The sequence below is a fragment of the Streptomyces sp. NBC_00670 genome (assembly GCF_036226765.1).
GTDB lineage: Bacteria > Actinomycetota > Actinomycetes > Streptomycetales > Streptomycetaceae > Streptomyces.
Window position 1 is genome coordinate 4,662,793 of the sequence record NZ_CP109017.1, and the last position, 22,741, is coordinate 4,685,533.

At 73.1% G+C, this 22,741-nt stretch carries 24 protein-coding genes; 20 read left to right on the forward strand and 4 right to left on the reverse strand.

All coding sequences use genetic code 11. The features are described from left to right. Positions 1 to 3 precede the first annotated feature (3 nt). Positions 4 to 1,320: an amino acid deaminase gene (locus tag OIE12_RS20800; RefSeq protein WP_329137486.1), complete on the reverse strand. Its 1,317-nt coding sequence runs from the start codon at positions 1,318 to 1,320 to the stop codon at positions 4 to 6. Positions 1,321 to 1,478: 158 nt separating this feature from the next. Here OIE12_RS20800 and OIE12_RS20805 point away from each other — a divergent pair, with 158 nt between their 5' ends. The 8 genes from OIE12_RS20805 (at position 1,479) to OIE12_RS20840 (ending at position 8,050) form a co-directional block, all read left to right on the forward strand. Further along, positions 1,479 to 2,552 (forward strand): sugar kinase, encoded by a 1,074-nt coding sequence (locus OIE12_RS20805; RefSeq protein WP_329137487.1) that lies wholly within the window; start codon positions 1,479 to 1,481, stop codon positions 2,550 to 2,552. Continuing rightward, positions 2,549 to 3,403, forward strand: a complete 855-nt coding sequence (locus tag OIE12_RS20810; protein ID WP_329137489.1) for an IclR family transcriptional regulator domain-containing protein — start codon at positions 2,549 to 2,551, stop codon at positions 3,401 to 3,403. Before OIE12_RS20805 ends, OIE12_RS20810 begins: the two co-directional genes overlap by 4 nt. After that, the gene (locus tag OIE12_RS20815) at positions 3,400 to 3,810 is read left to right on the forward strand and encodes a RidA family protein (protein WP_329137491.1); all 411 of its coding nucleotides are present in this window, start codon (positions 3,400 to 3,402) and stop codon (positions 3,808 to 3,810) included. The genes OIE12_RS20810 and OIE12_RS20815 overlap by 4 nt, the downstream gene beginning before the upstream one ends. Positions 3,811 to 3,967: 157 nt before the next feature. Beyond that, the gene (locus OIE12_RS20820; protein ID WP_329137493.1) at positions 3,968 to 5,461 is read left to right on the forward strand and encodes a GntP family permease; all 1,494 of its coding nucleotides are present in this window, start codon (positions 3,968 to 3,970) and stop codon (positions 5,459 to 5,461) included. Between the two features lie 88 nt (positions 5,462 to 5,549). Then, a complete protein-coding gene (locus OIE12_RS20825; protein ID WP_329137495.1) occupies positions 5,550 to 6,182 on the forward strand; it encodes a hypothetical protein in 633 nt (210 codons plus the stop codon). A 143-nt stretch (positions 6,183 to 6,325) separates the two neighbouring features. After that, positions 6,326 to 6,712 carry a VOC family protein gene (locus OIE12_RS20830; protein ID WP_329137498.1) on the forward strand — a complete coding sequence of 129 codons (387 nt, stop codon included), beginning with the start codon at positions 6,326 to 6,328 and terminating at the stop codon, positions 6,710 to 6,712. Between the two features lie 14 nt (positions 6,713 to 6,726). Next, the gene (locus tag OIE12_RS20835; protein WP_329137500.1) at positions 6,727 to 7,161 is read left to right on the forward strand and encodes a nuclear transport factor 2 family protein; all 435 of its coding nucleotides are present in this window, start codon (positions 6,727 to 6,729) and stop codon (positions 7,159 to 7,161) included. A gap of 127 nt (positions 7,162 to 7,288) precedes the next feature. Next, positions 7,289 to 8,050 (forward strand): SDR family NAD(P)-dependent oxidoreductase, encoded by a 762-nt coding sequence (locus OIE12_RS20840; RefSeq protein WP_329137502.1) that lies wholly within the window; start codon positions 7,289 to 7,291, stop codon positions 8,048 to 8,050. A gap of 35 nt (positions 8,051 to 8,085) precedes the next feature. Here OIE12_RS20840 and OIE12_RS20845 read toward each other — a convergent pair whose 3' ends face one another. Continuing rightward, positions 8,086 to 8,499, reverse strand: coding sequence for a VOC family protein (locus tag OIE12_RS20845; RefSeq protein WP_329137504.1), 414 nt, complete (start codon positions 8,497 to 8,499; stop codon positions 8,086 to 8,088). 106 nt (positions 8,500 to 8,605) lie between these two features. Here OIE12_RS20845 and OIE12_RS20850 point away from each other — a divergent pair, with 106 nt between their 5' ends. Both OIE12_RS20850 and OIE12_RS20855 read left to right on the forward strand, forming a co-directional pair. Beyond that, entirely contained in the window at positions 8,606 to 9,601 is a 996-nt protein-coding gene (locus tag OIE12_RS20850) for a helix-turn-helix transcriptional regulator (RefSeq protein ID WP_329137506.1), read from the forward strand. A gap of 55 nt (positions 9,602 to 9,656) precedes the next feature. Continuing rightward, positions 9,657 to 10,010: a DUF6204 family protein gene (locus OIE12_RS20855; RefSeq protein WP_329137507.1), complete on the forward strand. Its 354-nt coding sequence runs from the start codon at positions 9,657 to 9,659 to the stop codon at positions 10,008 to 10,010. Positions 10,011 to 10,067: 57 nt separating this feature from the next. Here OIE12_RS20855 and OIE12_RS20860 read toward each other — a convergent pair whose 3' ends face one another. Continuing rightward, a complete protein-coding gene (locus OIE12_RS20860; RefSeq protein ID WP_329137509.1) occupies positions 10,068 to 10,385 on the reverse strand; it encodes a hypothetical protein in 318 nt (105 codons plus the stop codon). A 479-nt stretch (positions 10,386 to 10,864) separates the two neighbouring features. Between OIE12_RS20860 and OIE12_RS20865 the strand changes: the two genes are divergently transcribed. Beyond that, positions 10,865 to 11,482 (forward strand): hypothetical protein, encoded by a 618-nt coding sequence (locus OIE12_RS20865; protein WP_329137511.1) that lies wholly within the window; start codon positions 10,865 to 10,867, stop codon positions 11,480 to 11,482. Positions 11,483 to 11,529: 47 nt separating this feature from the next. Here OIE12_RS20865 and OIE12_RS20870 read toward each other — a convergent pair whose 3' ends face one another. Then, on the reverse strand, positions 11,530 to 13,236 hold the full coding sequence (locus OIE12_RS20870) for a chitinase (protein WP_329137513.1): 1,707 nt from the start codon (positions 13,234 to 13,236) through the stop codon (positions 11,530 to 11,532). Positions 13,237 to 13,607: 371 nt separating this feature from the next. Here OIE12_RS20870 and OIE12_RS20875 point away from each other — a divergent pair, with 371 nt between their 5' ends. The 9 genes from OIE12_RS20875 (at position 13,608) to OIE12_RS20915 (ending at position 22,637) form a co-directional block, all read left to right on the forward strand. Continuing rightward, entirely contained in the window at positions 13,608 to 14,522 is a 915-nt protein-coding gene (locus tag OIE12_RS20875; RefSeq protein WP_329142104.1) for a hypothetical protein, read from the forward strand. A gap of 93 nt (positions 14,523 to 14,615) precedes the next feature. Next, the gene (gene cpaB, locus OIE12_RS20880; protein WP_329137515.1) at positions 14,616 to 15,329 is read left to right on the forward strand and encodes a Flp pilus assembly protein CpaB; all 714 of its coding nucleotides are present in this window, start codon (positions 14,616 to 14,618) and stop codon (positions 15,327 to 15,329) included. A gap of 10 nt (positions 15,330 to 15,339) precedes the next feature. Continuing rightward, positions 15,340 to 16,965 (forward strand): AAA family ATPase, encoded by a 1,626-nt coding sequence (locus OIE12_RS20885; protein ID WP_329137517.1) that lies wholly within the window; start codon positions 15,340 to 15,342, stop codon positions 16,963 to 16,965. Further along, positions 16,962 to 17,363, forward strand: a complete 402-nt coding sequence (locus OIE12_RS20890) for a TadE family protein (RefSeq protein ID WP_329137519.1) — start codon at positions 16,962 to 16,964, stop codon at positions 17,361 to 17,363. Before OIE12_RS20885 ends, OIE12_RS20890 begins: the two co-directional genes overlap by 4 nt. 35 nt (positions 17,364 to 17,398) lie before the next feature. Then, entirely contained in the window at positions 17,399 to 18,739 is a 1,341-nt protein-coding gene (locus tag OIE12_RS20895) for a CpaF family protein (RefSeq protein WP_329137521.1), read from the forward strand. Between the two features lie 34 nt (positions 18,740 to 18,773). After that, positions 18,774 to 19,721 (forward strand): type II secretion system F family protein, encoded by a 948-nt coding sequence (locus tag OIE12_RS20900; protein ID WP_329137523.1) that lies wholly within the window; start codon positions 18,774 to 18,776, stop codon positions 19,719 to 19,721. A 19-nt stretch (positions 19,722 to 19,740) separates the two neighbouring features. Continuing rightward, positions 19,741 to 20,631 carry a DUF5936 domain-containing protein gene (locus OIE12_RS20905; RefSeq protein ID WP_329137526.1) on the forward strand — a complete coding sequence of 297 codons (891 nt, stop codon included), beginning with the start codon at positions 19,741 to 19,743 and terminating at the stop codon, positions 20,629 to 20,631. A 1-nt stretch (position 20,632) separates the two neighbouring features. Then, the gene (locus OIE12_RS20910) at positions 20,633 to 21,910 is read left to right on the forward strand and encodes a sensor histidine kinase (protein ID WP_329137527.1); all 1,278 of its coding nucleotides are present in this window, start codon (positions 20,633 to 20,635) and stop codon (positions 21,908 to 21,910) included. Next, the gene (locus OIE12_RS20915; protein ID WP_329137529.1) at positions 21,903 to 22,637 is read left to right on the forward strand and encodes a response regulator transcription factor; all 735 of its coding nucleotides are present in this window, start codon (positions 21,903 to 21,905) and stop codon (positions 22,635 to 22,637) included. The genes OIE12_RS20910 and OIE12_RS20915 overlap by 8 nt, the downstream gene beginning before the upstream one ends. Positions 22,638 to 22,741: the final 104 nt, after the last annotated feature.

Sequence of the window (22,741 nt, forward strand, 5' to 3'; positions counted from 1 at the left end):
TTGTCAGAAGAACGTGCGGATGTAGTCGGTGACCGTGCCGTCCGCCTCCACCAGCGGGATGAGCTGCCACTTGTCGAAGGACGTGCAGGGGTGGGAGAGGCCGACACCGATCCAGTCGCCCACCTCCAGGTCCGCCCCGTCCGCCGTGCGCAGCCACATGTGCTGGTCGGAGAGCGCGGTCACCGTCACGCCGGTGGCCGGGCGCTCGTCGCCGTCCCGTCGTACCACCTGCGGGAACGGCAGGTCCAGGTCGTAGGCGGCGTCCCGTTTGCCCGCGTTGGCGAACGCCTGCTCGGGGGAGGGGCGCGAGACGACCTGCGTCCACAGCCGGAACGCGGGCTCCAGACCGCCCTCCTCCGGGACCCGGTTGAAGGGGGTGACGTGCCGGTAGTGCCCGTCGTCGTGCGAGACGTACGCGCCCGAGCGCAGCAGCTTGAGCGCGGGCAGGGAGAGGGCGGGCAGCGTGGCGAACACGTCGGCGACCGCGTCGAACCAGGCGCTGCCGCCCGCGCTGACGACGATCTCGTCGAGGCCCGACCCCGCGAACCGGCCGGCCGCGTCGAACTCGGCGGCCAGCGCGGTCAGCCGGCGCAGCCAGGCCCGTACGCGGTCGGGGTCGGCGTCCGGGACCTCGCCCTCGTAGCCCGCCACGCCGGCCAGCCGCAGGGTGCCGGTGGCCGCGACCGCGTCGGCGATCGCCGCGCACTCCGCCTCCGTACGCGCCCCCGTGCGCGCCCCTTCCCCGGCGCCGAGTTCGACGACCACGTCGAGCGGGCGGCCGCCCTCGGGCAGCGGGGAGAGCGCGGCGTCCATCAGCTCGACCCCGCGCACGGAGTCGACGTAGCAGAGGAACCGGAACTCCGGGTCGGCGGCGAGTTCGGCGGCGATCCAGCGCAGCGCGGCCGGGTCGACGATCTCGTTGGCCACGAAGATCCGCCCGATGCCGAACTCCCGCGCCACCCGCACCTGGTGGGGGAGGGCGAGCGTGATGCCCCAGGCGCCCCGCTCGATCTGCCGCCGGAAGAGCTGCGGGGCCATGGAGGTCTTGCCGTGCGGAGCGAAGACGAGGCCGTGCCGCTCGGTGTACTCCTCCATCAGCGCGAGGTTGTGTTCCAGCCGCTCGGCGGAGAGGGCGAGGACGGGGGTGGTGAAGCCGCCGGTGAACAGATTGCGCCGCTCGGCCGCGAGCGCGCCGACGGAGAGGTGGGCGGCGTCCGGCGGGAGGCCCTTGAAGCGGTGACCGACGGGCTCGGCGGCGAGGCGGGCGACGGGGTCCGCCGTCGCCCCCTGGAGTGTGGTGCCCGAGGTGTCGACGGCCATGCAGCCTCCCTGATCAGGTACGTTGCATTCTGTGCAACGTTCATTGCGTATGTCGCTCACTGCTGTCTAACATCTCGGCCGACGCGGGTCAACGGAGCACCCGGGCCCCGCCCGCGTCAGACCCGCGCCCACCGGATCCCCGAGGAGCCCCCACCGCCGTGACCGCCACCGGCCCGCACCGCACCGACCCGCCCGCCGTCGACGTCGTCGCGCTGGGGGAGTCCATGGTGACGTTCCTGCCCACGCGGCCGGGACGGCTCGCCGACGTGCCGGCCTTCGAGCGCGGGATCGGCGGCGCCGAGTCCAACGTGGCGTGCGCGCTGGCCGCCGCCGGGCACACCGTGCGCTGGGTGAGCCGGGTCGGCGCGGACGGCTTCGGCGACCACCTCGTCGAGGCGATCGGCGCGTACGGCGTCGACGTGAGCGCCGTGCGCCGGGACCCGGCGCGCCCCACCGGCATCTACTTCCGCACCGCCGGGGACCGCTCCGGCGACACCCACGAGGTGGCCTACTACCGGGCGGGCTCGGCGGCCTCCGCGATGAGCGTCGACACCCTCGAGCTGGACGCCGTACGGGACTGCCGGATCCTGCACCTCTCCGGGATCACCCCGGCGCTGTCCGCCGACTGCCTGGAACTCGTACGGGAGCTGACGGCCCGCCGGTCCGGCCGCCGCCCGCTCGTCTCCTTCGACGTCAACCACCGCCCGGACCTGTGGGCCGACGCCGACGGCCCGCGGGTGCTGCTGGAGCTGGCGCGCGGGGCGGACCTCGTCTTCGTCGGCGACGACGAGGCACGGGCCGCGTGGGGCCTTGACGGCGACAGCGCGATCCGCGCGGCGCTGCCGGAACCGGAGACGGTCGTGATCAAGCGGGGCGCGGACGGGGCCACGGCGTTCGGCGCCGACACCGCGCAGGTCACCGTCGGCGCCCCGGCCGTGGACGTCGTCGCCCACGTCGGCGCCGGGGACGCCTTCGCCGCCGGGTTCCTGTCCGCCACCCTGCGCGGACTGCCCGTCCGCGACCGGCTCCGCCACGGCCACCTCACGGCCGCCGCCGCCCTCACCGTCCACGGCGACCTCGCCGCGCCCCCGGCCCGCGACCACGCCGACCGGCTGGTCGCCCTGGACGACGAAGCGTGGGGGAGACTGCGACTCGGCCCCGGCTGGACCGAGCGCACCGACCGGACACGGGAGGACGACGGCCGGGCCGAGGAGGAGGTACGCAGACCATGAGCCAGACCGTCGACCGGGCGCTGTCCATCCTGCCGCTGCTCGCCGAGGGCCCCGCCGACCTCGCGGGCGTCGCCGAGCGGCTCGACGTGCACAAGTCCACCGCGCTGCGGCTGCTGCGCACGCTGCACGAACACGGCCTGGTCTACCGCCAGTCCGACCAGCGCTACCGGCTCGGCGCCCGGCTCTTCGCCCTCGCCCAGGAGGCGATGGAGAACCTCGACATCCGTGAGATCGCGCACCCCCACCTCGTCGCCCTCAACGAGGAGTGCGGGCACACCGTGCACCTCGCGGTGCACGAGGAGAACGAGGTCCTCTACATCGACAAGGTCGACAGCCGCTACCCGGTGCGCATGTACTCGCGGATCGGCAAGCCGGTCGCCATCACCGTCGCCGCGGTGGCCAAGCTGCTCCTCGCCGACCTGCCCGAGGCCGAGCGGCGCGCCGTCGCCGAAGGACTCGAATACCCGCCGTACACCTCGCGCTCGACGCCGCACGCGGCCGCGTTCCTGCGCGAGCTGGAGAAGGTGCGCGAGCAGGGCTGGGCCACCGACCTCGGCGGCCACGAGGAGTCCATCAACTGCGTCGCCGCCCCCGTGCGCGGCGCCGACGGCCGGGTCGTCGCCGCGATGTCGGTCTCGGCGCCCAACGTCGTCGTCACCGCCGAGGAACTCCTCGCCCTCCTCCCGCGGGTGCGCCGCACGGCGGACGCGATCAGCGGGGAGTACTCGGGCCGGACGCCGGGCAGCGGCGAGTACTCGGGCCGGACGCCGGGCAGCGGCGCATCTTCGGGCCGGACGCCCGGCGGCCCCCCGCGCACGCCTTCACGCACCACCGGAAAGGACACCCCATGACCGACAAGACCGCCCTCACCCCCAAGACGCACACCACCCCGCCCGCGAAGTTCTCGCACGGCGTGCGCAAGGGGAACATCCTCCAGGTCGCCGGCCAGGTCGGCTTCCTGCCCGCCGAGGAGGGCAAGGCGCCCACGCCCGCCGGGCCGACCCTGCGCGAGCAGACGCTCCAGACCCTGGCCAACGTCAAGGCGATCCTCGAGGAGGGCGGCGCGGGCTGGGACGACGTGATGATGCTCCGCGTCTACCTCACGGACGTGGACCACTTCGCCGAGATGAACGACCTCTACAACACCTACTTCGAGGAGCAGGGGCTCACCGCGCCCCCGGCCGCCCGCACCACGGTGTACGTCGGCCTGCCGCCCGGCCTGCTCATCGAGATCGACGCGCTCGCCGTACTGGACTGACCCCCCGGGACTCGTTCCCGTACCGACGCGCGCACGACGCGGGTGCCCCGCCCTGCCGGGGCGCCGCGCCGTCCCCCCGTTCCCTGCCCGAAAGCCTCATGGCACCCCCTTTCACAAGAGAAGCACGAGGACCCCCGCGATGTTTGCTGTCATGCCCATGCTCATATCGAGAGACCCGGTCGCCCTCGCGGCGGCCTCCGCACCCGAGACCCCGCCCCACACCGGCGGACTCATCGCCCTCATCCACGGCACCGCCGGACTGCTCACGGTCGCCGCGCTCGGCATCGCGCTGCTGCTCTTCCTGATCATCAAGATCCGGTTGCAGCCCTTCCTCGCGCTGCTCACGGTCTCCATCGCCGTCGGCCTGGCCGCCGGTCTGTCGGTCACCGAACTCTTCGGCACGGTCCAGCGCTCCGACGCCGTCTCGCTCATCGAGTCCGGCATGGGCGGCACGCTCGGCCACGTCGCCATCATCATCGGCCTGGGCACCATGCTCGGCGCGGTCCTGGAGGTCTCCGGCGGCGCGGAGGTGCTGGCCTCGCGGCTGCTCCACCTGTTCGGCGAGAAGCGCGCCCCGCTCGCGATGGGCCTGACCGGCCTCGTCTTCGGCATCCCGGTCTTCTTCGACGTCGGCATCTTCGTCCTGGCGCCGATCGTCTACGCGGCCGCCAAGCGCGGTGGCAAGTCCATCGTCCTGTACGCCATGCCGCTGCTCGCGGGCCTCTCGATGACCCACGCCTTCCTGCCGCCGCACCCCGGCCCGGTGGCCGCGGCCGGACTGCTCCACGTCGACCTCGGCTGGGTCATCCTGATGGGCATCATCTGCGGCATCCCCGCCGTGCTCGCCGCGTGGGCGTGGGCGGCCTGGATCGGCCGGCGCATCTTCGTCCCCGTCCCGCAGGACATGGTCGAGGCGGCCGAGGAGTCCAAGGCGGCCCTCGCGGCCGAGCAGCGGGCGGCGGGCGTGACGCCGTCGGAGAAGCCGGTGCCGCTGTCCGTGGTCTTCACGATCATCGGCACGCCGCTGGTCCTGATCCTGCTCTCCACCTTCTCCTCGATCGCCTTCGACCCCTCCACCGGCCGCTCGGTGGTGGAGTTCTTCGGCCACCCCTTCGTCGCCCTGACGATCGCGCTGCTGCTCGCCTACTACCTGCTCGGCATCCGGCGCGGCTGGTCCCGCAAGTCCCTGGAGACGGTCTCGACGGCGTCGCTGAAGCCGATCGGCAACATCCTGCTGGTGGTCGGCGCGGGCGGCATCTTCGGCGCGGTCCTCAAGGGCAGCGGCGTCGCCCAGGCCCTGTCCGACACCTTCCACGACGTCGGACTGCCGGTGATCGTGCTGTCGTACCTGATCTCGCTGGTGCTGCGGGTGGCGCAGGGCTCGGCGACGGTCGCGATCGTCACGACGGCGGGCATCGTGGCGCCGCTGCTGTCCGAGGGCGACCACTCGCAGGCGTTCACCGCGCTGGTCATCATGGCCATCTCGGCGGGTTCGATCTTCGCCTCGCACGTCAACGACGGCGGCTTCTGGATGGTCGCGAAGTACTTCGGCATCAGCGAGCGGGACACGCTGAAGACGTGGACGGTCCTCGAATCGGTGCTGTCGGTGGCCGGGTTCGCGGTGGCGGCGGTGATCAGCCTCTTCCTGTGACCGGGCGTCGGCGGGCCGCGGCCGGATTCGTATAACGATGCGGGGGCGGCTTGCACCGGACACAGGATGGTGCACCATACTGCCCGCTGTGGAGCAGCGCATAGGTTCGAGCAAGCAGCCCCTGGACGGCGCCGGAGTGGACCCGGCGTACGTCCCCGGCCTGACGGTGCCCGGGTCCCGCGAGCCGGAGGAGACGCCGGAGGCGGCGGGACCGGCCGCGTCGGCGCCGGCCCCGGAGCCGGCCGAGGCGGAGGCGGCGGTGAAGGCCGACGCGGAGGCCGACGCGGAGGCCGAGACCGGCCCCGACGCCGCCCCGGCCGACGCCGAAGTGGCCGCCGACGGCCCGGTGTTCGACGCCTCCGACCGCCGTGCCTCGATCCTGGCGAACGCGGCGGGCGTCCGGCTCCAACTGGACAACCAGGAGTGCGAGTTCCGCTGGGACGAGATCGCGGCGGTCGAGACGGCGTCCCCGCGCTTCGGCAAGCGGTTCACGGTGACCGTGCACACCCCGCAGTCGCGCTGGTACTTCATCGAGATCGAGGCGACGTCCCGCTCCCGCTTCGCGGAGTGGGAACGGCAGCTGGACGAGGTCCTGGACGCGTACTTCGAGGACGGCACGGAGGAGTCCGGGGCCGAGGAGGCTTCGGAGTCCCCGGAGGACGCGAAGCCGGACGACAAGGGCAGCAAGGACGACAAGGGCAGCAAGGACGAGGACGCGTAACGCGCCCCCGCGCCCGCATGACGGAGCGCCGTACGGCGGCCATGCCGATCCGTACGGCGCTCCGTCACGCTCAAATCCCGTGCCCCACCCACCGCACTGACGTACGATCGCCGTCGCTTCCGTCCACACCATCTGGGGGACCCATGACCAGCAGGCTCATCGAAGTGGTCGTCGACTGCCACGACCCCGAGCGGCTCGCGGCCTTCTGGAGCGCGGTCCTGGGCTGGGAGGTGATCGACCGGGACGGCGACACGGTGGAGATCGGCTCCTGGGACCCGACCGCCGAGGAGTTCCGCGCCCGCCAGATGCCGCCGACGCTGATCTTCATTCCGGTCCCCGAGGGCAAGACGGCGAAGAACCGCCTCCACCTCGACGTCAGCCCCGTCGAGGGCACGACGGAGGACGAGGTCACCCGCCTGCTCGCCCTCGGCGCGAAGCGCTCCGAGCACCAGACCGAGGGCGCGAGCTGGGTCGTCATGACGGACCCCGAGGACAACGAGTTCTGCGTCCTGCGCACGCTGGACCGGTAGCGGGCCCGCTCGACATGGAAACAGCCGCACACGTGCTCGCCGTGACGAACCTGGTCCTCAAGTACGCGGAGCTGGTCGACACCGGGGATTTCGCCGGTGTCGGCGAGCTGATGGCCGATGCCGTGTTCATCGGGAGCGGCCCGCCCGCCGAGGGACGCGAAGCCGTCGAGACGATGCTCCGGAACACCGTGCTCCTCTACGAGGACGGCACGCCGCGCACGCACCACGTCACGACCAACATCGCCGTCGAGGTCGACGAGGAGGCCGGCACGGCGACCGCGGGGTCGTACGTCACGGTCTTCCAGGCCCTGCCCGAGCTGCCCCTGCAACCCGTGGCCGCAGGACGCTACCGCGACCGCTTCGCACACCGCGAGGGCCGCTGGCGCTTCGTGGAGCGCCGGGTCCGCATCCACCTGACCGGCGACGTGAGCCGCCATCTGCGCGTCTAGGGCCTGTCTCTCAATTCCCGTCGGTCACGCTGGGCGGGTCGTCGAGTCCGCTGGAGGGGATTGTGATGTCGCACCGACCGTTCGCCGGGTGGCCGCACGCCGCCCACCGGCACACCGGGTCCGGCCGATGAGGGGCGTGCTGGTCACCGGTGGCTCGCGCGGCATCGGCCGTGCGGTGGCGAGGGCCTTCGCGGCCGGTGGCGACCGGGTCGCGGTGCAGTACGCCGGCCGCCGCGCGGACGCCGAACGAACCCTGCGGGAGCTGCCCGGCACCGGGCACGCCCTGCTCCAGGCCGACCTGGGCGAGGCCGGCGCGGCCGAGCGGCTGGCGGCCGAGGCGGTGGCCGCGCTCGGCACGGTGGACGTGCTGGTGAACAACGCGGCGGTGGCGCCCAGTGCCGAGACCCGGCACCCGGTCGCGGAGACCCCGCTGGCGCACTGGCAGCAGGTCTGGCGGCGGATGGTCGACGTCAACCTGCTGGGCGCGGCCGACCTGAGCTGGGCGGTGGCCCGTCATCTCGTCGACCGGGGCGCGGCCGGCGCGATCGTGAACGTCGGCTCCCGGGGCGCCTTCCGCGGCGAGCCGGACTTCCCCGCCTACGGGGCGACCAAGGCGGCGCTGCACGCCCTCGGCCAGTCGCTGGCCGTGGCACTGGCGCCGCACGGCATCACCGTCACCTCCGTCGCGCCCGGCTTCGTCGCCACCGAACGGCAGGCGGCGAAGCTGTCCGGGCCGGAGGGCGAACGGCTGCGCGCGGAGAGCCCGTTCGGACGGGTCGGGACGCCGGAGGAGATCGCCGCCACGGTGCACTTCCTCGCCTCCCCGGCCGCGGCCTGGGCCTCGGGAACCGTCGTCGATCTCAACGGCGCGTCCCACCTGCGCACCTGACGCCGCCCACTCCGCCACCGGGGCGGGCCGCCCGCTCAGGCCTCCTGGCGCTCCTGCCTCGCCAGCGCCTCGGCCGTGACCGGCGTGAAGAGGTTGACCAGGCTGCCGTCCGGGTCGCGCAGGAGGACGGAGCGGTTGCCCCAGGGCATCGTCGTCGGGGGCTGGACGAACTCGTGGCCGAGGGCGGCCAGGCGCTCGTGCTCCGCGTCGACGTCGGCGACGCGGAACTCGATGATCACGGAGCGGTTGGCGGCCGGGGCCGCGAGGTCCGTGCCGCCGCCGAAGAGCGCGAGGGTGCGGTCGCTCGCGAGGGCGAGCGTGCCCGACGGGGTCGCCAGCTCGGCGAAGTCGGGGGTCCACCAGGTCGCCGGGACGCCGGTGACCTCCTCGTAGAAGGTGACGAGGCGGGTGACGTCGTTGCTGATGACGCGGAGGGAGACGAGGTCCATGAGATGTCCAGTCGTACGTGATGGTCGGTCTGTCGGTCGGGGACGCGTGCCACGCTAGAACGGATACCGGACAGCTTCCGCCCGGTATCGGCGGGACAATTTCCGGGTGACCACCTCCGCCACCCGCGTCCTCGCCCTGCTGGAGATCCTCCAGAACGGCGGCACCCGTACCGTCGCCGACCTCGCCGGCCGGCTCGGCGTCGACGAGCGCACCGTCCGCCGGTACGCCGGGCACCTGCTGGAGCTCGGCGTGCCCGTCGAGTCGGTGCGCGGACGCTACGGCGGGTACCGGCTCGCGCCCGGGTACCGGATGCCGCCGCTGATGCTCACGGACGAGGAGGCCCTCGCCGTACTGCTCGGACTGCTGGTCACGCGGCGGGCCGGGCCGGTCACCGCGTCGGGCGCGGCGAGCGAGAGCGCGGCGGCCAAACTGCGCCGGGTCCTGCCGAAGGCGCTGGGGCGGCGGCTGGAGGCGCTGCTGGAGACGGCCGACTTCACCGCACGTCCCCGCCCCGCCGAGGCGCGGGAGGCCGGGCTGCTCCTCGCCCTCGCCGAGGCCGCGCGCGACCGGCACCCCGTGGCGCTCGCCTACACCGACCGCACGGGCCGCCGCAGCGACCGCACCGTGCGGCCGTACGGCCTGGTCGCGCACGGCGGCCGCTGGTACCTGACCGCCGCCGACCCGGCCGCCGGGGAGGCGGAGGTGCGCACGTTCCGCCTGGACCGGGTCAACGGCGTGACCGCGCTCCCCGGGTCCTTCGAGACCCCGGCGGGCTTCGACCCGGTGGCGGCGGTCCTGGACGGCCTGGCCCGGACGCCGTGGGCCCACGAGGTGCGCCTGCGTGTGATGGCCGACGAGCGGCACATCCGCCGCCACCTCCCGGCGACCGTCGCCACGCTCTCCCCACTCCCGTCCGACGACGGCCCGGACTGGACCGACGTACGGCTCCGGGCAGAGCGGCTGGACTGGATCCCGGGCGTACTCGCCGCCCTGGACCGCCCGTTCGTCATCGAACGCCCCGCGGAACTGCGCGAGCTCGTACGGTCGTTGGCGCGCCGCCTGGACGAGTACGCCGCCGATCCCGCGCCGCACAGCCCCTGACCCGGGCCCCGAAATCCGCTGGAGCCCCGCCCCCACCCCCACCTACGCTGCCCCGATGAGCACCCGCACCTTCCGCGTCACCGTCCGCGGCGTCTTCGACGGCCTCAGCGACGCCCAGCGCGCCGAACTGCTGTCCCACGCCGCCGAACACGACGTGCTGCGCGCGTCCTTCACCCGCGAGGGACACCTCAGCTACGACATCGCCGCCCGCCCCGCGTTCACCTTCCGCTTCCTGGACGAGGGGGAGGCCGAGGAGGACATCCTGGAGGCCACGGAACGCGCCGAGACCGCGGCGACGGCATGGCTCACCGAACGCGGCTACGCCCACAAGAACCTCCGCTCCACCGCCGAGGACCTCTCCCAGGCCCCCCTGGGCAAACGACAGCGCCGCGCGGCCGCCGGGAAGTGAGCGGGGCGCCGGTCCGGACCGCGGCGGGGCTTCGACGAGGGACCCGTACCGTCCGTGTCACGCACCGGAGTTCTGCCGGCGCCGCTCACGCCGTCGTTCGGTCCTGCGCGCCCGGGCCCGCTCCCGCCGTGCCTCGCGCAGCCGGCGCTCACGCTCCCGGTGCCTCGCCTCGCGCGCCTGTTCGGTGTGGAACCAGGCGGCCCACAGGACCAGGGCGCCGACCAGGAGGAGGACGAGAGCCACGATCCAGTGGCCGACGGACGTACCCGTGCTCAACGCGACCGCCGCCCCTGCGACCGCCCCGGCCGGATGCCCCAGAGCCGGCCGCCAGTCCCTGCGGTAGATCCCCGTCTTGTACAGGAGCACAAGCGGCACGGGCGCGATCATGACGGCGGCGAAGTACTTCCCGCCGCCGTCCGGTACACCGCATCCGCCCTTCGGTGTCGCCTCACACCCCATGCTCACGGATCCCGCCAGCCCCCACCCGAACCAGCACACCATCCCCGCCGCCACAGCGGCCCCCACCCACTTGGCCCACATGTGTGCAACATAGGGAGGGCTGGGGTGTCATGTACGTGAAGTAACCTTCCGACGTGTCCACGCCTCCGCCGCCGCCCAACCCCTACGTGTCCGAACCGCCGCCATCGCAGGGGCCCCACGGCGGACAACAGTCCGGGCCCGCGCAGGGGCCGTACCCTCCGCAGCCGGGGCCGGCGCCCGGGCCGTACGGTCCGTATCCTCCGCAGCCGGTGCCGCCGCAGGCGGCCTACGGGCCGGGGCCCCACGCCCCGTCGTACCCCCCGTCTCCGTACGGCTGGGCCGGGCCGCCGCCGCCGAAGCGGCGGGTCGGGCTCGTGCTCGGGATCGTGGGCGGGGTCCTCGGCGCGGTCGTCGCGCTCGTGGTCGTGCTCGTGCTCATCGGGCGGGCCGCCGTGGGCGGGTTCCCGGAGGCCGAGTACCGGCTCACCCTGCCGAAGACCCTGGCCGACGGGCGGTACGCGCTCGCGCAGGATCTGTCCGACACCCAGGGCCGGCAGATCGAGGACGAGGCCGACGGGGCCTGGGACGCCAAGGATCTGCGGGCCGTCGTCGGCCAGTACAACATCGGTGGCGACAACAGCACGGGCGTGCTGCTGCTCAGCGGCATGTACGGGCGGTTCAAGAACACCCACCAGATGCGCGTGCACATGCTGCACGGCGCCACCCAGGCCGACGGCGTCACCCTGCTCCGGGGGCCGAAGGACTTCCCGAAGGACGGCGAGCCCACCATCGGCTGCGAGGTGCTCAAGCAGGAGAAGCTCGGGGCGAGCATCGTCTACCCCGTGTGCGCGTGGGGCGACGGCAACACGGGTGCCGCCATCGCCGTCACGGACGAGGACTCCATGACGCAGGACGCCTCCGACGTCGACCTCGCCTCCTACGCCGAGTTCACCCGGCAGGTCCGGTCCGACACGGTCGAGCCGATCGGCTGACCGCTCCCGTCGAAACAACGGGGGCGGTCAGCCCGGCCGACCGCCCCCTACGGCAGCCCGTGCACGTGCGGGCCCACCGCGTTGATCCACGCGTTGCCCGCCGTCGCGTCCCAGTTCGTGGACCAGGTCATGGCGCCCCGCAGGGTCGGATACGTCTTCGACGGCTTGAAGGAGCCGCAGTTCGTGCCCTTCGTCAGGCAGTCCAGGGCGTTGTTCACCACCGACGGGGCCACGTAGCCGCTGCCCGCCGCACGGGTGGACGCGGGGACGCCGAGGCCGACCTGGTTGGGGGAGAGGCCGTTCTCGAGCTGGATGCAGGCCAGCGCGGTGAGGAAGTCCACCGAGCCCTGCGCGTACACCTTGCCGTCGCAGCCCAGCATCGTGCCGCTGTTGTAGTACTGCGTGTTGACGACCGTCAGGATGTCCTTGATGTTCAGCGCGGTCTGGAAGTAACCGGCCGACGTGGACTGCATGTCGATCGTCTGCGGCGCCATCGTGATGACCAGCGACGACCCCGCCTGCTGCGACAGCGACCGCAGCGCCTGCGTCATGTACGTGGCGTTGATGCCGTTCTCCAGGTCGATGTCGACGCCGTCGAAGCCGTACGTCCGCATGAGCGAGTACACCGAGTTCGCGAAGTTCGTCGCCGACGTCGCGTCGCTCACCGAGACCGTGCCGTTCTGGCCGCCGACCGAGAGCACGACCTTCTTGCCGGCCGCCTTCTTCGCCGCGATGTCCGCCTTGAACTGGTCGGTGGTGTAGCCGTTGAGGCCCGCCGAGTCCAGCGTGAAGGAGACCGCGCCCGGGGTGGTCGTCGCGTCCGCGAAGGCGACCGCGATGATGTCGTACTGCGCGGGCACGTCCGAGAGCTTCTGCACCTGCGCGCCGTTGTTGAAGTTCTGCCAGTACCCGGTCACCGCGTGCCCCGGCAGGGCACCGCCGCCCCCGTCGTCACCGCCGCCCGTCGCGGACGTCGTCCCCGTCACCGTCGCGGACTTCGCCGACTCGCCCGCCGCGTTGGTCGCCGTCACCTGGAAACCGTACGACGTGGAGGCCGCGAGGCCGGTCACCGTCGCCGAGGTGCCCGAGGCCGACTGCACCTTCGTGCCGCCGCGGTAGACGTTGTAGCCGGTCGCGCCCGACACCGGGTTCCAGGCGAGGGAGACGGAGGAGGACGTCGTGCCCGACACCTTCAGCCCGCCGGGGGCCGAGGGGACCGTCGGCGTGTCCGTGCCCCCGCCCCCGTCGGGCCCGAACACCGACACGTCGTCCGCGTAGTACGCCTGCTGCCCGTACCAGCCGTGCAGGTACACCGTCACCGAGGTGGTGGCGGAGCCGGTGGTGAAGCGGGTGTTGAGCTGCTTCCAGGACGAGGAGTCCGGGGTCCAGGTGGAGACGTCGGTCGTGCCGGTGCCGGTCGCGCCGAGGTAGGCGTACCCGCCCTGCACCCACGCGCTGAGCGTGTAGGTGGAGTTGGGCTTCACGGCGACCGTCTGGGTGCACTGGGCGTTGTCCTGGCCGGCCGGGGTCGCCTTCAGCGCGGAGGCGCCGCCGTGCACGGGGGAGGACACCGTCGTGCCGCTGCCCGCCGAACAGGTCCAGTTGCCCAGACCCGCCTCGAAACCGGCGTTCCTGGTGTTGTTGACGTCCGCCGCCGAGGCCTGGCCCGCGCCCGCCAGGGCGAGGGCGAGCGCGGCGGCGACGGCGCCGGCGAGGCGGCGGACGTGGCGGGCGCGGGGTCTGTTCCCGGGCATGGCTGAGAGGCGGTGCACTGGGGCCTCCGGTGTGGGGAGTCGGGGGAGAGAGGGGAGGAAGACGGTGGCCACCGTTGTGTGTTCAACATGGTCCAGACCAATAAGGCTGTCAAGGGCCTGACAACCCGAGGACGCGCCGTGACGGGCCCCCGCCTTGTCAACCCCCGTCCACCGCGCCCCAGTTGGCGCCGCGACCCCCGCTCCCCGCCTCACTCTGTGTTGATCATGCACCGACCTTCGGTGAGATGATCTTCAAGATTCTGTGTTGAGCGGCGCACGCCGTGGATATGGTGCTGATGCAAGAGGACGTGCGAAAGGACGTCACAGGGGTGATCCGAGGCGGGGGCGACCGTCCCGCCGCGGGGAACGGGGTGGTGTGCAGCGTGCCGACCGCGATAGCCGTCACCAGTCCCGGTCTGGCGCTTCCGCCGCTCGACCGGGGGACCCCGCCCGCGGTCGTCCAGCCGGGCCCCACCCTCGAACAGTCCGTCGTCGCCCTGCACACGCTCGTCGAGCAGCACGGCTACGTCATCGCCCTGCACCCCGCCGCCTCCGGCTCCACCCGGCCCGACCCGGCCGTCCAGCGGCTGCGCACCGCGCGCTCGATGCTGGAGACCGACCGGGTCGCGCTGCTCGGCGTCGACCTGCCGCCGCTCGGACTCGCCCTGCTCGCCCAGCAGTTGCGCCAGCTCTCGGTGTGCGACTTCAGCCCCGGCGTGCTCGCCTGCGCCGCCCGGCTGCTCGCCCACTACGTCTACGCCGGCGCCCTGCTCGGCTCCGTCGCCCGGCTCGACCGGCTGCCCGTGACGCTCACCGCGCACGCCAAGTCCTGGGTGCCCGGCGCGCAGTTCGCCGTCCTGGCCGCCCCGCGCCCCCGGCTCGTCCGGGTGGGCCAGGAGGACTTACCCGGCCCGGAGTTCGGCACCCGCCTCCTCGTCGCCGCAGGTCAGCCGCCCTCCGACTGGGTCACCACCACGCTCGCCCCCGCCTGGCGCGTGCAGGGCGTGGCCACCGTGCCGCTGCCCGAGCCCTCCGGTATCTGGTGGGGCACCACCCGGCTCGTCGAGTTCGCCGCGGGTCTGCACGACGTCTCCGTGCTCTACCAGCTCGTCTCCTCCGTACGCCGTGAGCTGTGCCGCTGGTGCGGCCTCGAACTCATCGGCGACCGCTGCGGGTTCTGCGCGGCCCCGCTCACCGCGCCGCCCCCGCAGCCACCACCGCCCCAGCTCGCCCCGGCCAGGGCCCACGCCGGCGCCGTACGGGCCCTGCCACCGGGCATGACCTAGCCCCCCGCCCCGCCCCCGCCCCCGCCCCGTACGACGTTCGGCACCACCCCGCACGGCTCCGCTGTCCCCGCCCCGATCGAGGTTGCCCGAGTCATGAACTCCCGCCAGCGCCGCGGCGTCATCCTGCTGGTCCTCTCGGCCCTGTGCGCCCTCGGCGCCTTCGCCGGGGTCCTGTCGGTGATCCGCGACGTGAACTCCAAGGTCGGCCCCGAGGTGACCGCGTACCGGCTCAAGAGCGACATCGCCCCCTACAAGGAACTCGACGCCGACCAGTTCCAGCGGATATCCATGCCGGAGCGCTGGCTGCCGAAGACCGCCGTCACCGACCTCGCCCGGATCCGCGGCAAGATCGCCGTCACCCAGCTGGCCAAGGGCTCGCTGTTGCAGAGCGACATGATCGTCGCCCGGCCCGCCCTCGAAGCGGGGCAGCAGGAGATCGCCATCATGATCGACGCGGCCACCGGCGTCGCCGGCAAGATCGACCCCGGCTCCCGGGTCAACATCTACGCCACCTTCGCGGCCGAGAACGACAAGGGCGAGGACCAGTCCAAGGTCATCGTCGAGAACGCCCGCGTCCTGGACGTCGGGAAGATCACCGCCCTCGACCCCGACCAGAGCAGCGACGAACGCCGGCGCAGCGCGAGCCAGGCCGTCCCCATCACCTTCGCGCTCGACACCGCCGACGCCCAACGGGTCGCCTACGCCGAGTCGTTCGCGGAACACGTACGGCTCGCCCTGGTCGCGGGCGGCTCCCGGCAGTCGATCCCGCCCGGCGACCGCACGTACACCCTCGACGAGGACAAGTAGGAGGCCGCGCATGACCATCCGCATCCTCCCGGCCGTCGGCGACGCCGACGCGGCGCGCGGTCTGACCACCCTGCTCAGCCAGCTCGCCGACGCCGAACCCGCCCCGCCCGTCCCCGACTCCACCGCGCTGCTCGACACCCTCGCCCGGCTCGCCGCCGACTCGCTCGACGAACTGCCCGAGGTGGTCCTCGTCCACGAGCGGATCGGCCCCGTCCCCGCGCTCGAACTCATCCGCGACCTGGTGCTGCGCTTCCCGGCCGTCGGCGTCGTCCTCATCACCTCCGACGCCGGGGCCGCCGTCCTCACCGCCGCGATGGACTCCGGCGCCCGCGGCATCATCGGCCTGCCGCTCACCTACGACGCCCTCGCCGAACGCGTCCAGGCCGCCGCCACCTGGTCCGCCGGGATGCGCCGCCACCTCGGCAGCAACACCCCCGAGCTGTACGCGGGGCCCGGCGGCACGCTCATCACCGTGACCGGCGCCAAGGGCGGCGTCGGCGCCACCGTCACCGCCGTACAGCTCGCCCTCGCCGCCCGCGCCTCGGGCCGTACGGTGGCGCTGGCCGACCTCGACCTGCAGTCCGGGGACGTCGCCTCCTATCTCGACGTGCAGTTCCGCCGCTCGGTCGCCGACCTCGCCGCCATCACCGACATCAACCCCCGGGTGCTCCAGGACGCCGTCTACGCCCACGACAGCGGCGTCTCCCTGCTCCTCGCGCCCGCCGAGGGTGAGCGCGGCGAGGAGGTCACCGACCGGGCCGCCCGCCAGGTGCTCTCCGCGCTGCGCTCCCGGCACGACGTGGTCATCGTCGACTGCGGCTCCCAGCTGACCGCCGCCACCGCCGCCGCCGTCGAACTCGCCGACCAGGCCCTGCTCCTCGTCACCCCGGACGTCGTCGCCGTCCGCGCCGCCAAGCGCATGGTGCGGATGTGGGACCGGCTCCAGATCCGCAAGGCCGAGGAGACCCTCACCGTCGTCAACCGGCACTCGCGCTCCACCGAGATCCAGCCCGGCATCGTCGAACGCGTCACCGGCACCCGCACCGCGCGCACCACCGTGCCCGCCGCCTTCAAGGAACTCCAGTCCGTCGTCGACGCCGGCCGGCTCCAGGACCTCGACACCCGCTCCTCCGTCAAACAGGCGCTGTGGGGCCTGGCGGGCGAACTCGGCCTGGTCGCCGCCACCGAGGGCGGCGGCGGACGGCGGCGCCGGACCTCCTCCGACCGGGGCGCCCTCTCGCTGCGCCGCCGCGCCTCCTCGGACCGGGGCGCGGTCACCCTGGAATTCGCGGGCATGTTCCCCCTCGTCCTCGTCGTCATGGCGATCCTGTGGGAGTGCGTGCTCTACGGCTACACGTACTCCCTGGCCGGGAACGCCGCCGACGAGGCGGCCCGCGCGGCCACGGCGGCGTACGCGGTGCGCGGCGACTACCCGGGCGCCTGCCGGTCGGCCGGCGCCAAGCACCTGCCCGGCTCCTGGCAGGGCGCCGACATCGAGTGCGCCCCGTCCGGCTCCCTGATGCGGGCGACGGTACGGGCCGACGTACCGCTGTTCTTCCCCGGCGTCGACCTCGGCTGGAGCGTCGACGGCACGGCGGGCGCCGCGCTGGAACGGCCGGAGGGGAGCGACGGATGACGACGCGCACGCTGCGGACGCGCCTCTTACGGGACGCGAGGCGCCGGAGACTCCCCCGGAACCGGGACGACCGGGGCGTCTCCATGATCGAGTTCGCCGGCTACCTCCCCGTCCTCCTCGTCATCGGCCTGGCCGCCATCCAGCTCGGCCTCATCGGCTACGGCGTCAACCAGGCGGGCACGGCCGCCCGCGCCGCCGCCCGCGTCGCCTCCCAGCAGGGCGGCGACGGCACCGGCGCCGGCATCGCCGCCGTCAGCGGCTGGCTCGACCCCGACCCCTCCGTCCAGCGCGGCGCCGACACGACCACCGCCTCGGTCACCGTCCACGTCCCCGCCGTCATCCCGCTCTTCGACGACTTCGACCTCACCCGCTCCGCCACGATGCCCACCGACGACTGAGCCCGTCCACCGTCACCAGAGAGGAGCTGACACCCATGAGCCTCCGCTCCCGCCTCGCCGCCCCCGACGACGGCAAGGCAGCCCGCGAGGACGGCCACCTCGTCGCCGTCTACCGCGCCAAGCTCCTCGAGGAGATCGACCTCGCGGAGATGTCCGGCCTCGCCGCCACCGAGCGCCGCGCCCGCCTGGAGCGCGTCCTCGGGCACATCATCAGCCGCGAGGGGCCGGTCCTCTCCTCCGCCGAACGCTCCCAGCTCATCCGCCGCGTGGTCGACGAGGCGCTCGGCCTCGGCGTCCTCGAACCGCTGCTCGCCGACGCGTCCATCACCGAGATCATGGTCAACGGCCCCGACTCGATCTTCGTCGAGCGGGCCGGCCGCGTCGAACAGCTCCCGCTCCGCTTCGCCTCCGCCGAGCAGCTGATGCAGACGATCGAACGCATCGTCTCCACCGTCAACCGCCGCGTCGACGAGTCCACGCCCATGGTCGACGCCCGGCTGCCCACCGGCGAACGCGTCAACGTGATCATCCCGCCGCTCTCCCTGACCGGCCCCACCCTCACCATCCGCCGCTTCCCGCGCGCCTACACGCTCCCCGAACTGATCGGCCTCGGCTCGCTCGACGAGCAGATGCTGATGCTGCTCGCCGCGTTCGTCCGCGCCCGCTTCAACATCATCGTCAGCGGCGGCACCGGCACCGGGAAGACGACGCTGCTCAACGCCCTCTCCGAGCTGATCCCGGACCGCGAGCGCATCATCACCATCGAGGACTCCGCCGAACTCCAGCTCCAGCAGGAGCACGTGATCCGCCTGGAGTCCCGCCCGCCCAACGTCGAGGGCAAGGGCCGCATCACCATCCGCGACCTGGTCCGCAACTCGCTGCGCATGCGCCCCGACCGGATCATCGTCGGCGAGGTCCGCGGCGGCGAGACCCTCGACATGCTCCAGGCGATGTCCACCGGCCACGACGGCTCCCTCGCCACCGTCCACGCCAACTCCGCCGAGGACGCGCTGATGCGACTCCAGACCCTCGGCTCCATGTCCGAGGTGATGATCCCCTTCGAGGCGCTCAAGGACCAGATCAACTCCGCCGTCGACGTCGTCGTCCAGCTCGCCCGGCACGCCGACGGCTCCCGCAAGATCGTCGAGATCGCCCTCGTCGTCAGCCACGGCCGCGAACAGTTCCGCATCGCCACGGTCTCCCGCTTCGCCGCCGACCCGCTCACCGCCGACCGGGTCGTCCGGGGCCGCTACGAACACCTCCCGCTGCCCCGCAAGGTCGCGGAGAAGCTCTACGTCGCCAACGAGCCGCTGCCCCCGGCGTACGGGGTCGCGGACGCGCTCGACGTACGGAACATCAGGCAGGCACTCGGATGACCACCGCCCCCTCGGCTCCCCGGAGGTGCCGGCCATGAACAACCAGGCGCTCCTCGCCCTCGGCGCCACCGTCCTCGGCGGCACGCTCGCCGTCGCCGGCGTCCACGCGTACGCCTCCGGGCGCGCCCAGCGCCGGGCCCTGGAGGACCGGCTCGCCGGACCCGGCAGCGGCCCGCCGCGCACGGCCTCCGGCCGCGTCCGCCACTTCACCGGCGTCGACCGGCGGGTCCGTCGCACCCGCCTCGGCCGCGCGGTCCACCTGCGGCTGACCACCACGGGACTGGACCTGACGGCCGGCGAGTTCGTCACCTACGTGGCGTTCGTCGTCGTCGCCCTCTGGCTGATCGCGGCCGCCGCCCTGGCCCCGTTCTTCGGCCCCATCGCCGCCCTGATCGGCGTGTGGAGCGCGGTCGTCTTCCTCAACTGGCAGCGCCAGAAACGCATCGAGGCGTTCATCAACCAGCTCCCCGACGTCGCCCGGCTCCTCGCCAACGCCACCGCCGCCGGACTCGCCCTGCGCACCGCGCTCGCCATGGCCGCCGAGGAACTGGAGGCCCCCGCGGGCGAGGAACTGGCCCGGGTCGCCGACCAGCTCAGCCTGGGCCGCACCGTGGACGACGCCCTCGGCGAGCTCGCCGAACGGCTGCCCTCGCGCGAGCTGATCGTCCTCGTCACCACCCTCGTCCTGTCCAACCGGGCGGGCGGCTCCGTCGTCAGCTCGCTGCGCAACCTCACCCAGACCCTGGAGGACCGCAAGGAGACCCGCCGCGAGGTGCGCACCATGCTCTCCGAGGTCAACGCCACCGCCTTCACCGTGCCGATGCTGGGCCTCGGCTCCCTCGTCCTGGTGAACTCCTCCAACGAGGGCGCCCTCGCCCGCGTCACCGGCTCCCCGCTCGGCCAGGCGCTGGTGCTGATCTCCCTCGGCCTCTACACCATCGGCTTCTTCGTCATTCGCCGCCTCGGCCGGATCGAAGTCTGAGGAAGGGAGGGAAACCGCCATGCTGCCCCTGCTCCTCGCGCTCCTCACGGCCGCGTCCGTCGCAGGCGTCCTGCTCGGCATCCGCATGATCCGCGCGGAGGCCAAGCTCCCCACCGACCTCACCCTCGCCCTGGAGATCGGCGCCACCCGCGTCTCCGCGGCGGGCTCCGCCGTCGACCGCCTCGGCATGCGGTTCGCCCCCCTCGTCCTGCGCCTGATGGGCCCCCGCCGCACCGACGCCAAACGCCGCCGCATCGACATGGCCGGCAACCCCGGCGGCCTCACCCTCAACCGCTACGCCGCCCGCCGCGCCGTCTACGGCTTCTTCGGCGCGTTCATGGCCCTGGTCTTCCTCACCACCGGCCACCCACTGATCGCGCTCGCCACCCTCGCCTTCGGCCTGCTGGCCGCCGACGCCCTCATCTGGCAGGCCATCCGCGACCGCAAGGACGTCATCGACCGCACCCTGCCCGACTTCCTCGACGTCCTCGCCGTCGTCGTCTCCGCGGGCCTCGGCTTCCGCCAGGCCCTGGACCGCGTCGCCGACAAGTACGAGGGCCCCTGGGCCGACGAACTCCGCATCACGCTGCGCCAGATGGACATGGGCGTCAGCCGCCGCCAGGCCTTCGACGAGCTGCGCCGCCGCAACAGCTCCGAACAGGTCGCCCAGTTCGTCTCGGCGCTCCAGCAGGGCGAGGAGCTCGGCTCCCCGATCGCCGAGACGCTCATCCAGCTCGCCACGGACATGCGCCGCACCGACGCCCAGAACGCCCGCCGCCGCGCCGCCAAGACCATCCCCAAGGCCACGATGGTCACCCTCGTCTTCATGCTCCCGGCCACGATGATCCTCATCGCCACCGGCATGTTCCTGGGCTCCGGCACCAACTTCGGCTCGATCCTGGGGCGCTGAGATGACCACGCCGCACACCCGGGGCTACCTGGAGGACGACGCCCCCGCCCCGCCCACCCTCCGCCTCCAGCTGGGCGCCCTGCAGACCCTGTGCCGCCAGACCTTCGCCGTCCGCCTGGCCGCCCTCCTCGTCGGCACGCCCTTCGCCCTCGCCCACACCACCACCGGCGCCCCCCGCTACGCGGCCCTCGCCGCCGGAGTCCTCGGCAGCACCGCCTCGTACGCCATGCTCCGCGACTGGCACCGCTTCGGCCCCCGCGTCCTTGCCCACCCGAGCCTCATGGCCCTGGACCTCCTCTTCGTCGCGACCCTCCTCCTCACCGCCTCCCCGGCCTCCCCGCTGGCCTACGCCACCGTCTGCACCCCCCTCCTCTCCGGCCTCCTCTACGGCTGGCGCGGCACCGGCGTCTTCACGGGCCTGCAACTGATCGTCCTCGTCACGGTGTTCCGCGCCTGGTCCCACCACCCCGGCGCCGGCGCCAACACCGTGCTCCTCGCCGGGTTCTGCGTCGCCGCCGGCATCATCGGCGTGACCCTGCGCAATCTGGTGTTCCGCTTCGGCGAAGCCGGCCAGGCCCTGGCCGAGGTCAACGCCCGCCTCGCGGTCACGGAGGCGGTCGCCTCCGAACGCGCCCGCCTGGCCCGCGAGATGCACGACTCGGTGGCGAAGACCCTGCACGGCCTGGCCCTCACGGCAGAGGCCCTGGCGGCCTCGGCGGACCGGGCCGACCCCGAGGCCCTGAAGCACCAGGCAGCCCTGGTGGCTTCGGCCGCCCGCCGGGCCGCCACGGAATCCCGCCATGTCCTCACGGACCTGCGCGCCCGCACGGACACCCACGCACCGACGGACCTGGCGGCGCAACTGAGCGCATACGCAGCAGACTTCACCACCCGCACGGCCATCCGCACCACACTGCACCTCACCGCACACCCGCACTGCTCCCCGTCCGCGATCCACCACCTCCTGGCCGTAACCTCCGAGGCGCTGGAGAACGCCCACCGCCACGCCCACGCGACCCACGTACACCTGACCCTGGAAGCATCCGAACCCGGCGGCCTCGTCCTCCGCATCGAGGACAACGGCACCGGCATCCCGCACCCGGTGTCGGCTCTGTCCGACCTGACGCATTCCGGCCACTTCGGCCTGCTGGGCATGGCGGAACGCGCCCGGGCGCTGGGCGGCGAACTCGACATCACCCGCCCGCCCCGCGGCGGCACGCGGATCGAACTCCACGCCCCCGCGCCCTTCACTCCCCAGAAGGAGGCCGCACATGCCTGACCAGGCACGCCCCCTACGGGTACTGGTGGCCGACGACAACCCGGTCGTCCGCGCGGGCCTGACCGCACTGCTCGACGCCCACCCCGGCATCGAGGTCGTCGCAACGGCCCCCGACGGCGACGCGGCCCTGACCCTGGCGGCCCGCCACCACCCCGACGTCATCCTCCTGGACGCCCGCATGCCGGGCACGGACGGCCTCACGGCCCTGCCGGAACTGGCCCGGCTGGCCCCGGTCCTGATGGTCACGTACAGCACGGAACCCGAGGTCATGCGGGAGGCCGCCCGCCGGGGCGCGAGCGGCTACCTGGTCCACGGCGGATTCACGACCCCGCAACTGATCGCCGCGGTACGCACGGCGGGAGCGACGGGCCGGGGTTCCGGCCCCCCTGTCCGGTCTTCACCCCTGCCCCCTCCTGAACCGAGCGATTTCCCTTCGCAGCTGCAACCACCCGTGGCACAGTCGTTGAAGGCACACTTCGCCCGGGCGACCGCTTTCGGCCGCCGCCCGCCCGACCACCGGGACTTTGGGCTGAGCTCACGGGAGGTGGAGGTCATGGATCTCATCGCGTCCGGCATGAACAACCGCCAGATCGCCGCCGCCTGCTTCATCAGCGAGAAGACGGTGAAGAACCACATCAACCGCATCTTCGCGAAACTGCACAGCGCCTCCCGCAGCGAAGCGATCGCCCACTGGCTCGGCACGGCCCACCAGGGATGGCCGGCATGACCCCACGCCCTCGCGGAAGTTGGGCCCCCGGGCCCACTCAAAGTAGACACCCTCTCACGTACGGTGTCGACGTCGGCTGTGCCACGGTACGGGAGGGCAGGGGT

Excerpts from the sequence above, each read along its gene's own strand:
- OIE12_RS20830 (WP_329137498.1), top strand. The coding sequence starts at position 6,326 with ATGACCAGCAGGCTCATCGAAGTGGTCGTCGACTGCCACGACCCCGAG.
- OIE12_RS20870 (WP_329137513.1), bottom strand. The coding sequence starts at position 13,236 with ATGCCCGGGAACAGACCCCGCGCCCGCCACGTCCGCCGCCTCGCCGGC.
- OIE12_RS20915 (WP_329137529.1), top strand. The coding sequence starts at position 21,903 with ATGCCTGACCAGGCACGCCCCCTACGGGTACTGGTGGCCGACGACAAC.
- OIE12_RS20845 (WP_329137504.1), bottom strand. The coding sequence starts at position 8,499 with ATGGACCTCGTCTCCCTCCGCGTCATCAGCAACGACGTCACCCGCCTC.
- OIE12_RS20800 (WP_329137486.1), bottom strand. The coding sequence starts at position 1,320 with ATGGCCGTCGACACCTCGGGCACCACACTCCAGGGGGCGACGGCGGAC.
- OIE12_RS20855 (WP_329137507.1), top strand. The coding sequence starts at position 9,657 with ATGAGCACCCGCACCTTCCGCGTCACCGTCCGCGGCGTCTTCGACGGC.
- OIE12_RS20905 (WP_329137526.1), top strand. The coding sequence starts at position 19,741 with ATGCTGCCCCTGCTCCTCGCGCTCCTCACGGCCGCGTCCGTCGCAGGC.
- OIE12_RS20900 (WP_329137523.1), top strand. The coding sequence starts at position 18,774 with ATGAACAACCAGGCGCTCCTCGCCCTCGGCGCCACCGTCCTCGGCGGC.
- OIE12_RS20885 (WP_329137517.1), top strand. The coding sequence starts at position 15,340 with ATGACCATCCGCATCCTCCCGGCCGTCGGCGACGCCGACGCGGCGCGC.
- OIE12_RS20810 (WP_329137489.1), top strand. The coding sequence starts at position 2,549 with ATGAGCCAGACCGTCGACCGGGCGCTGTCCATCCTGCCGCTGCTCGCC.
- OIE12_RS20815 (WP_329137491.1), top strand. The coding sequence starts at position 3,400 with ATGACCGACAAGACCGCCCTCACCCCCAAGACGCACACCACCCCGCCC.
- OIE12_RS20840 (WP_329137502.1), top strand. The coding sequence starts at position 7,289 with ATGAGGGGCGTGCTGGTCACCGGTGGCTCGCGCGGCATCGGCCGTGCG.
- OIE12_RS20890 (WP_329137519.1), top strand. The coding sequence starts at position 16,962 with ATGACGACGCGCACGCTGCGGACGCGCCTCTTACGGGACGCGAGGCGC.
- cpaB (WP_329137515.1), top strand. The coding sequence starts at position 14,616 with ATGAACTCCCGCCAGCGCCGCGGCGTCATCCTGCTGGTCCTCTCGGCC.
- OIE12_RS20910 (WP_329137527.1), top strand. The coding sequence starts at position 20,633 with ATGACCACGCCGCACACCCGGGGCTACCTGGAGGACGACGCCCCCGCC.
- OIE12_RS20820 (WP_329137493.1), top strand. The coding sequence starts at position 3,968 with ATGCTCATATCGAGAGACCCGGTCGCCCTCGCGGCGGCCTCCGCACCC.
- OIE12_RS20835 (WP_329137500.1), top strand. The coding sequence starts at position 6,727 with ATGGAAACAGCCGCACACGTGCTCGCCGTGACGAACCTGGTCCTCAAG.
- OIE12_RS20895 (WP_329137521.1), top strand. The coding sequence starts at position 17,399 with ATGAGCCTCCGCTCCCGCCTCGCCGCCCCCGACGACGGCAAGGCAGCC.